Raw genomic sequence first — 9,462 nt, 5'->3', positions numbered from 1 at the left:
CCATCCTTTGTTTTAATATCACTCCCTACAATTGATGCAAATGAGTTCAGGAAATCTAACTGTCAAACCAGCAAGTCGGATACTTGAGGCTGAATCTGCCCTTTCCAATAAGTAATAAAAGGAACACGAGTGCCTGCATCATAAAGACTATATTTCCCTCCTCTTAAATTTCCAGCTGGCTTATGATTTCCATTTCTGGTATCCGCTTCATCTTCATAACCATCATTTAAAACAGGACCATTATCGCTCGATAAAACAATAAGAGTATTTTCTAATAAACCCTCTGCTTTTAAAGTCTCAATCAACTGTCCAATACACCAATCTGCTTCAGCAATGGCATCTCCTCTTGGCCCTAAATCTGTGGTTCCTACAAAACGAGGATTTGGCGTACGAGGCACATGAGGTTGCTGTAAGCCGTAATAAAGGAAAAACGGATGTTCTTTATTTTCCTTGATATAATCTTGAGCTTTTTTCAGGAAATTATCTGCCATATCTTCATCTACCCATTTCGCAGCTTCTCCACCTTTCATGAAACCAATTCTAGGGATACCGTTCACAATACTGTTATTATGACCGTGATGCCATTTCATTTTTAACATTTCTGGATTTTCAATTCCAGTAGGCTCGCCTTCAAAGTTTTTCTCATAGCTTACTTCAATGGGGTCATTAGGGTCAAGGTTTTCGACTAAACCGTCCTTGATATAAACCGTAGGTACTCGGTCTTGCGTAGCCGCCAAAATATAAGAGTAGTCAAAGCCCACCTCTGTAGGTCCAATGTCAATACGTTGGTTCCAATCCGTATCTCCAGAACCTAATCCTAAATGCCATTTCCCTACTATTGCGGTCTTATAACCTTCTGTTTTTAACATTTTAGGAATGGTAACTTGTGCCGTGTCTATCAGCAATGGAGCTGAACCCGGTAAAATCTTGGCATTCTTGTTTCTCCAAGGATATTCTCCCGTTAAAAGTCCATATCTACTAGGCGTGCATGTGGCAGAAGTGGCATATCCATTCGTAAACCTGATACCACCATTAGCTAAGAAATCCATATTGGGGGTTTTTATGGCTTCGGCTCCATAAGCACCTACATCTCCGTAACCCAAATCATCTAAATAAACAACGATGATATTTGGCTTTTTCCTATTTAAAGCTTCTTCTGTGGCAGTAGATTTACAACTGCCCATCAGAGCTACCAGAGCCATGAGTGCAAAAACTAACTTTGAGGATTGATTCATTTTATAATTGTTCTATTTATTCTTTCAATTTGGATTCCATTTCTTTTGACATTGTGTGATAGCCAATTTCTACTCCATTTAACATTTCTTGGTAAAGTTCTGGCTTTTCCTTTTTCACCCACTCCAACAACTCTACAGCTGTGGCAGTAACGGGAATAAAAACATCTGATTTAGCTTTCATTTCTTTGTCGAAATGCAGCGTCTCTTTCCTCAGTGTTTTAAGTTGTTTTTTATATTTATCATTTGAAGCCAAATTTAATAATTCATATGGGTCATTTTCTAAATCATAGAGCTCTTCATTGGCTTTTGTACTAGAAAAAAACTGACTTTCTACCTCATTTAGCTTTCCTTCTTCTTTCAGCCTACGCATCACGTGCAATGCTGGACGATAAAACTCTAAATATGCCTGATGAGCATCTAAGGGAATTTCAGGCTTATCATTTCTTATATATTTCCATTTCCCAGAAGTTACTGCTCTTGATTGCTCCTGAATTTCGTCCCATAAATCTCTAGCGGCATAAACATATGGTCTGTTAAAGTCCGCACTAAATATTGGCTTACCCGTGACATAGTCAGGTATTTTAACACCTGCATAATCTAAAATGGTGGCCGTAATATCTGTAGAAGAAACTACATCCTTTTTCACTTCTCCAGCTTTGGAGCTTCTTGGGTCAAAAACAATTAAAGGAATACGAAGACCAGAATCATATAAGTATCCTTTGCCTTTAATATTACATCGGCCATTATCCCCTATAAAAATCACAATGGTGTTTTCAGATAGACCTTTGTCTTCCAATTCTTTGAAAATCATCCCGACCTCGGCATCCATATACTCTATCTGATCTAAGTATTTAGCCCAGTCTAATCTCACCACAGGGTCATTGGCCAAATAAGGCGGCATGACCACTTTGTCAGGATCTACAGGATGGGTGGATTGCTCTCGAATGCTATTCCACCAATCCCCTCTATGGGTTACATTTAATTGTATTTGAGCAAAAAAGGGTTGACCATTATTTTCAAAGTTGTCATATTGATCAAACAAACCAAACTTGGTTTTGCCATCCCACTCTCCAATAGCCTCATGCTTAAAATTGACATCCGTTTTACGTCCTTTGCCCTGTACACTATGATTACCCAAAACAGTAGTATAACCAGCTTTTCTCAGCCAATAGGTAAACGGTTTAAATTTTTCATCCAGCGGTACATCTCTATTACTCCTATGATTATGTGCATTTATTTTAAGCTGATGGGTACCCACCATCATAGAAGATCGACTTGGCGAACAGATAGGATTGGTTACAAAACAGTTATCAAATCGAACACCCTGTGCAGCCATCTTATCCAAGTTCGGCGTTTTCACTGACGGCATGCCATAGCAGGCCAAATCCAGACTCATATCTTCTGCCATAAGCCAGATTATATTAGGTTTCTCCTTTTGAGCCATAACTGCCTGACTACCTAAAAAGGCAACCAACAGTATCACTTTAAAATTTGCTTTCATTTATTCAATAGTTGTTTATTTCTGTTCTTACTGCTTATTAAAATCCACTAAATCAGCATCATAATCTGTTTTATTGACCCAGCCGGCTGGAACCTTCTCTCCACCCATATATCTATTATAATAATTATTTACTGGGCCAGCGTAAGGGTAATTATCGAAGAGCTGTCCATTGCCCAAAGTCCTTGGGTCGCCTTCGGCGACTAATTTATCCTTCATTTCTGCTTTCATACTTAACTTTAGATTTGCCCATTGAGCTTCATTGGCTAAATTATTCATACAGTACGGGTCTTCCTTTATATTATATAGCTCTTCATCTGGTCTTTTACCAAAATTCCATTGCCAATATTGCCAGTTTCCTTTATGCCTTCTGGTATCTAACAAATACGTTTTGGTCGGACTCCCGTCACAATTCAAATAACCCGTTTCTGGATTACCAGCGGGCCACCGGTCTGTGGCAAAATTATGTAGATATAAAAAATTGGCCTTTAGAATACCCCGAACAGGATAACCTTGGTCGTCTGGTCTTCCTATGTCATGCCTTTCTTTACCCATCAACTGAAAGTTTCGCTCTGGGTTTACCTGACCTTCCTTATCTGCAAAAAGAATATCGCTTAGACTCATACCGCTAAAATCTTGCATTTGAGAAGATGCTTTGCTAATCCCTGCCAGCTCTAAAAAAGTAGGAGCAAAATCTGCAAAACTTACTATATCCTCCACGACTCTTCCTGGCTTTTTTATACCATCAGGCCAACTTATGGCTAACGGTAAATGATTGGAATATTCATAAACCTGACCTTTTATTCTTGGGAAGGGCATTCCATTATCCGCGGTAACTACCACAATAGTATTTTCCAGTTCTCCTCTCTCTTCTAAAGTTTTTAACATTCTTTGAAGATGGGCATCAAAATATTCTATTTCCAAAGCATAGTCTAGCATATCTGCTCTAATACTATCCACATCTGGCCAAAAAGTTGGTACTTCATTTATATCACGTAAAGATTTTTTGCCATTTTTCAAGCCGGATTGAAATTCATAACCGCGGTGAGGTTCCTCACTTCCAAACCAAAAACAGAAGGGTTTATCTTTAGGTTTTTCAGCTAAAAAGGCTTCAAAGTTTCTGGCGTAATCGTTTTTTGAAATACCCGAAGTGGGTGGTACAGTGGTAAATTCATCAAACTTAGGTCCCGTGAGCTCCCTTGGTTTTTGTTTTATACTACCTGGGTCTCCTGGAGCCCAACCTTTAGCAACACTTCCCGTGAAATAACCATGCTCTCCTAATGCTTCTGCATAAGTTTTGAATTTTGAAGGAAAGTAAGGAGAGTGATTGGCCGCTTCTTCCAATAACCAGCTATTTCTTCCCGTAAGAATTACCGCTCTGGAAGGTGCACATTTTGCATTGGGCGTATAGGCATTTTTAAATAAAACGCCTTGTTTAGCCACTTTATCAAAAGCTGGTGTATTTACCCATTTACATCCATAAGCACTAAAATGATTCCAAGAAGCATCATCTGCTATAGCAAAAAGGATGTTTGGTTGTTTTTTTATTTTCTGACCATAGGCTTGGTTAAAAATCAAAAGGCTTAATACTAACAAGGTTTTTATTTTCATTTCTAATAAGGTTTGTATCTAAAAGGTCATATCTAAAAAAATCTGCTTCAATATGTCAATTTAGAAGTTTCGCCTGCTAAATTCCGACTAAAAAAGCATATAAGCATGTCAGACACCAAGCCAACAAATTACCATAGAAATACCATTTTATAAACTCAAATACTCAGCAAGTACCAATAGTTGCCAAATTTGAATCAAATAGAACCCTATTTAAGACATCTGCTACTTAACAAAATGCTGTCTCAATCATTTCCTAAATTACTATCACTTCAGTTTATAGGAGTAGCGTTACTTAAAAAGTCTGATAAAAGCACAATAACGTTTGCCTAAAAGACACCAATTAAAATACCTTTTTGTACATTGTACAGATAAGCCCAACCCTAAATGAAAAAATTAAGATTCCTTATCCTTCTTTCCTGTTTTTCTTTTCAATCACTGCTAGCACAACAGTTTGTTTTATTTGATGAAACCTTCGAATTCACAAAAGCTGATGCAGACAACGCCACCCCCAATAAATCTCATTATTATGTTATAGGAAAAAAAATCAACCCCGACAGGCCTACCGACTGGACCGCTCCTATTGATTATAGAAACGGTACTGTTCATATTCGCTTAGAGGTTTTTGAGAAGCCTAAAGGTAATGAGCCCACTAAATGGACGCTCTGCTATATACCAAACAAAGGTCAAGGAAACAATTATGGCTGCACGGGCACGGAGCTTTACTCTTCAGAAGGTGTTTATGAGCAAGATATCCCTATGACCTCCTTTTGGGAAAATGAGTCTATTGTATGGACAGAAGGTATTAAACAAATGGACCTCGTTATAAAAGATGATAGTGGCGGACAGGGTCATGCCCATAAAAGAGCTGACCATGAGCGATTTTTCCCAACCAAAGTAAGAATAACCATGACACAGGTGGCAAAGGGAGAACGTTATAAAAAGCCGTAGAAATAGAAAAAATAAATTTGAAAATATCATACGGATAAAACAGAATCGGCTACCTCATAAAAATGAAGTAGCCGATTTTCTTATAAAACAAAAATATCAAATCTCTGGGTAGCTATTCGGTTTTGCTTCTCTCATGATGGCATAAGCCACATCAAAGATGTCATCCTCATTTGGTTTTGAGAAATAATCACCGTCAGAGCCATAAGCGGGTCTGTGTTCTTTGGCAGAAATGGTTATGGCTTTAGAATCTAGAAACTTATACCCACCCTGCGTCTCAATAACCTGTTGCATCATATAAGCAGAAGTTCCGCCAGGCATATCTTCGTCAGCAAAAATGATACGGTTGGTCTTTTTCAAGGATTTAAGAATATCACCCGACCTGTCAAAAGGCAATAAAGTTTGTACATCTATAACTTCCATAGAAATACCTACTTTGTCCAATTCTTCACTGGCAGCCATAACGATATGACACATAGAACCATAAGTGACTATGGTAATGTCTGTTCCCGTTTTTAAAACTTCAACTTTACCCAATGGAACGCAAATGTCTGACAGGTTACTAGGAACTCTTTCTTTAAGTCTATAACCATTTAATGGTTCAATGACCAAAGCAGGATCATCTCCCGCAAACAAGGTATTATAAAGACCAGCTGATTGCACAAAATTCCTAGGCACGCAAATGTGCATGCCTCTTAAAGAATGTATCATAACGGCTAATGGAGAGCCAGAATGCCAGATCCCTTCTAATCTATGACCTCGTGTTCTTACTATCAAAGGAGCCATCTGGCGTCCAAAAGTTCTATATCTTAGTGTTGCTAAATCATCTGTTAAAGTAGCCAAGCAGTAATAAACATAATCAAAATACTGAACTTCAACAATTGGCCTTAAACCCCTCATCGCGGCACCTATACCTTGACCAATAATCGTATTTTCTCTAATGCCAGTATCATCTATCCTTAGCTTACCATATTTTTCTTGAAGACCTGCAAATCCTTGATTTACATCGCCAATTCCTCCAACATCTTCGCCAATGGCGAATACTCTTTTATCCTTTTCAAATAGGGCATCAAAATACTTATTTATAATATGATGTCCGCTTAAAACCTGCTGCTCACCTCCGTATTTTGGGGTTACTTCTTTTACATTTAAAGGAGAGGATTCAAACTCACTATAAAGATGTGTACTATAATTCTTTTCGTTTTCCGCAGTTATTCTCTTAACATAACTAGACAATGCCTCGGTATTTTTCTCCTTCATCAATACCCTCAAAGCTTTCTTTGCTGCCGAAATAGCATCTCTTTTATTAGGGTTTTGTTTCCCCAATAAGCTTTTCTTTAAAGTATTCAATGCTATTTTCTTAGGACTATTTTTTGCAAGACCATCTAAAAGCGTAACACACTCTTTTACATCTTTGTCTATATCCTTTCTTAAGGCAGACCAAGCCTCTTGCCTGGCATTTTTTGCCACCTCCTTAGCTTTTTTATCAATCTTTGAAAGCTCCTCTTCTGAGGTAATATTATTTTCAATAATCCACTCTCTAAACTTCTTGTTACAATCGTTCTCGTTTTCCCAGTTCAATCTATCTTTAGATTTATACCTTTCATGAGAACCGCTTGAAGAGTGACCTTGAGGCTGAGTCAACTCATAAACATGAAGTAAACAAGGGGTATGCTTATCTCTTGCAAACCTAGCGGCTTTCTCAAAAGCCTCTATAAGTTCTATATAATTCCACCCACGAGCTTTTATTATTTCAAAACCTGGTCCATCTTCATTGGACTGAAAACCCGCTAAAGCTTTTGAAATACTACTTTTGGTGGTTTGATATTCTACGGGTACAGAAATACCGTAGCCATCGTCCCAAATCGCAAAAATTACGGGTATTTGGAGTACTCCAGCCGCATTAATACTTTCCAAAAACATTCCTTGAGAAGTCGACGCATCTCCAATGGTAGCGAAACAAACCTCATTCCCATTGTTTGAGAAACCCTTTAGATCTTTTAATTCAGGGTTATTTCTGTATAGTTTTGAAGCATAGCCAATCCCAACACTTCTTGGAATCTGTCCCGCTGTTGGCGAAACATCCATAATCTGATTGTTAAGTTCGGTTTGCTTGAGCCATTTTCCTTTATCGTCCACCCAAGGATTGGCAAAATGACCGTTCATGGAACGACCAGCGGAAAAAATATCGTGTTTTATGTCGGCATGGGCGTATAATTGAGAAAAAAACTGAGTCCAGGTCATTCCACCTACGGCAGTCACAAAAGTCTGATCTCTGTAATATCCAGATCTAAAATCTCCTTTTCTAAAGACCTTAGCCATGGCTATCTGGGCGAGTTCCTTTCCATCTCCAAAAATGCCGAACTTAGCCCTGCCCATAAACACTTCCTTCCTTCCTAGAAGACTAACTTCCCTACTTTCCACCGCCAAGCGATAGTCATCAAGAATCTCCTTTTTATCAATAATAAATTTTGAAGAAATGAAAGTCTGCGTTGGGTTTTCGCTCATTCTTTAAGGTTATTAAAAGCTGTTTTCACTAAATTCTAGTGCATTAAGCGTATATATCAAAAAGTCTTGCAATTTACCACATTTCTTGAATATATCAATTTGACAAGCCTAGGCATTTCTTTGTTAATAGCCTGCTAACCAAAACCCCCTATAAACCCCTGAAAGACAGGTGGTATGTGTTTAATTACCGATTGTTACTTGAAAATGTGATGTATTGTTACTCAGATTGTGACCCGTTATGTTGCTTTTTATCCCTCTTATATTCTTCTATTTCCTCCCGTAGCATATTGATAATACTACTCTGTGCCTCTATCACCCTTAAGTAGGTTTTGTCCTTGTCAATATCATCTTCATTATTTGTAATATTCTTAGTTGGTGAGCTTTTGAGGTTATTGAATTCATCTAGCGTAATATCAAGCTTTTGGAGGTATTTAATAAGCCGGTAATCTTGAATATTAAACGAATTTATATCTCTAGATACTTGGCTCCTACTTATGCCCAAAACCCTTGACATTTCGGCGTAAGAATACCCCTTTGAAACTATTAAAAATTTCAATCTTTCTCCTTTGTTGAGTTTGTCCATTGCTCTAAAAGTTATACACACCCCATTCTCGGATGCTTGCATTTGTTAACACTTGTTGCATAAGTTTGTCATACCAATTCGGCAGTCTTAAACGAAATACGCAAATAGTATGCCATTTAGGACGACAAATCAAACAATTACAAAAGAAATGATAAAAAACTCTTTAAAAAAGCCAAATGAAATAGGGGAACATTACATTAATAGCACTCCGGACGTTCAAAGGCTATTTTGCAGCTATTTAAATACATATGCAAAATCGTACGGCATTGGAACCAACTTAGCTAAACAGTTTAGAGAAACTGAAATGTTCAAGCCATTGCATAACGTGAGGTTATCTGTAATACATGCGGCTAGGGATATTTTTCACATTAGCCTGGATTGCAAAATGGCGGCAAAAGAGCCGGTACATGCCAATATTCCTTTAAAACCTCAACAGCCATGATGGACTTAAAAAAGGAGGTTCATTTTATAAAATCTAACCGCCGGCTTGTAGCTCAACAACTGTATGATGCAGAACGGGAAATAAATCAACATTCAATAGATTTCATATGTACAGATGAAGGATTGAAACTTTATAAAAATGCCTTAAAATTGAGGCAATTGCATTTAAGCATATTAGAATTAATAACCCTATTTAATAAATACCTAGCACATGAAAAACGTATTCCCTCCGCAAAAAGCAAGTAAGATTTTCGGTAAAAGAAAACCACTAAGCAAAATTTTAACCCTAAGAGTTTTTGAACATGAAATTGAATTAATGCATACGGCATTTAGTAAAGCAAAGACTACAGATTTTAAAAACCTATCTGAATATTTTGAAGTAAAAGACCTGGTAAAAGATTTGAAATCAAAAATGGATAAAGAGCTTTTTAAGGAGCAAAGCCCTTTTGTTATCCACCCATTTTCAATTGAAGACATTGGCCGAATATCTTTTATTCTAGACTTACATGTAAAACATCACATTGCAATTTCTAATAATACGATATGTCGGAAAAATAAGGCTTTGGCAACTATTGCCGAGTTGAATAATACGATTGCCCAAACCATAATTGAATATCTGAAAATTAGTGAGTCATGAAACA

General features: G+C 37.5%; 8 protein-coding genes and 1 pseudogene. 4 read left to right on the top strand and 5 right to left on the bottom strand.

Annotation, left to right across the window (positions count from 1 at the left end):
- The 3 genes and pseudogenes from ACTBZY_RS02115 to ACTBZY_RS02105 form a co-directional block, all read right to left on the bottom strand.
- Window positions 1-1,184: pseudogene (locus ACTBZY_RS02115) on the bottom strand (sulfatase-like hydrolase/transferase); the annotation flags it as partial.
- 67 nt (window positions 1,185-1,251) lie between these two features.
- Window positions 1,252-2,736 (bottom strand): sulfatase family protein, encoded by a 1,485-nt coding sequence (locus ACTBZY_RS02110; protein WP_463044672.1) that lies wholly within the window; start codon window positions 2,734-2,736, stop codon window positions 1,252-1,254.
- 27 nt (window positions 2,737-2,763) lie between these two features.
- Entirely contained in the window at window positions 2,764-4,344 is a 1,581-nt protein-coding gene (locus ACTBZY_RS02105) for a sulfatase family protein (RefSeq protein WP_463044671.1), read from the bottom strand.
- Between the two features lie 384 nt (window positions 4,345-4,728).
- Here ACTBZY_RS02105 and ACTBZY_RS02100 point away from each other — a divergent pair, with 384 nt between their 5' ends.
- Complete coding sequence (locus tag ACTBZY_RS02100; protein WP_463044670.1) at window positions 4,729-5,292, top strand: hypothetical protein; 564 nt, start codon at window positions 4,729-4,731, stop codon at window positions 5,290-5,292.
- A 96-nt stretch (window positions 5,293-5,388) separates the two neighbouring features.
- Here ACTBZY_RS02100 and ACTBZY_RS02095 read toward each other — a convergent pair whose 3' ends face one another.
- Complete coding sequence (locus ACTBZY_RS02095; protein ID WP_463044669.1) at window positions 5,389-7,797, bottom strand: alpha-ketoacid dehydrogenase subunit alpha/beta; 2,409 nt, start codon at window positions 7,795-7,797, stop codon at window positions 5,389-5,391.
- Window positions 7,798-8,014: 217 nt separating this feature from the next.
- Complete coding sequence (locus ACTBZY_RS02090) at window positions 8,015-8,380, bottom strand: helix-turn-helix domain-containing protein (protein ID WP_463044668.1); 366 nt, start codon at window positions 8,378-8,380, stop codon at window positions 8,015-8,017.
- A gap of 148 nt (window positions 8,381-8,528) precedes the next feature.
- Between ACTBZY_RS02090 and ACTBZY_RS02085 the strand changes: the two genes are divergently transcribed.
- From ACTBZY_RS02085 to ACTBZY_RS02075, 3 genes are read left to right on the top strand one after another with little or no spacing between them, the layout of a single operon-like run.
- Window positions 8,529-8,822, top strand: coding sequence for a hypothetical protein (locus tag ACTBZY_RS02085; protein ID WP_463044667.1), 294 nt, complete (start codon window positions 8,529-8,531; stop codon window positions 8,820-8,822).
- Entirely contained in the window at window positions 8,819-9,067 is a 249-nt protein-coding gene (locus tag ACTBZY_RS02080; protein ID WP_463044666.1) for a hypothetical protein, read from the top strand. Before ACTBZY_RS02085 ends, ACTBZY_RS02080 begins: the two co-directional genes overlap by 4 nt.
- A complete protein-coding gene (locus tag ACTBZY_RS02075; protein WP_463044665.1) occupies window positions 9,033-9,458 on the top strand; it encodes a hypothetical protein in 426 nt (141 codons plus the stop codon). The genes ACTBZY_RS02080 and ACTBZY_RS02075 overlap by 35 nt, the downstream gene beginning before the upstream one ends.
- The last annotated feature ends 4 nt before the right edge of the window (window positions 9,459-9,462 follow it).

It is taken from the genome of Arcticibacterium sp. (assembly GCF_055134445.1).
Note: the sequence above shows the minus strand (reverse complement) of the source record. Positions and strands in the feature narration are given on the sequence as shown.

What these genes read in the sequence shown, in the direction of transcription:
- ACTBZY_RS02110 (WP_463044672.1), bottom strand. Translation starts at nt 2,736, where the DNA reads ATGAAAGCAAATTTTAAAGTGATACTGTTGGTTGCCTTTTTAGGTAGT.
- ACTBZY_RS02105 (WP_463044671.1), bottom strand. Translation starts at nt 4,344, where the DNA reads ATGAAAATAAAAACCTTGTTAGTATTAAGCCTTTTGATTTTTAACCAA.
- ACTBZY_RS02100 (WP_463044670.1), top strand. Translation starts at nt 4,729, where the DNA reads ATGAAAAAATTAAGATTCCTTATCCTTCTTTCCTGTTTTTCTTTTCAA.
- ACTBZY_RS02095 (WP_463044669.1), bottom strand. Translation starts at nt 7,797, where the DNA reads ATGAGCGAAAACCCAACGCAGACTTTCATTTCTTCAAAATTTATTATT.
- ACTBZY_RS02090 (WP_463044668.1), bottom strand. Translation starts at nt 8,380, where the DNA reads ATGGACAAACTCAACAAAGGAGAAAGATTGAAATTTTTAATAGTTTCA.
- ACTBZY_RS02085 (WP_463044667.1), top strand. Translation starts at nt 8,529, where the DNA reads ATGATAAAAAACTCTTTAAAAAAGCCAAATGAAATAGGGGAACATTAC.
- ACTBZY_RS02080 (WP_463044666.1), top strand. Translation starts at nt 8,819, where the DNA reads ATGATGGACTTAAAAAAGGAGGTTCATTTTATAAAATCTAACCGCCGG.
- ACTBZY_RS02075 (WP_463044665.1), top strand. Translation starts at nt 9,033, where the DNA reads ATGAAAAACGTATTCCCTCCGCAAAAAGCAAGTAAGATTTTCGGTAAA.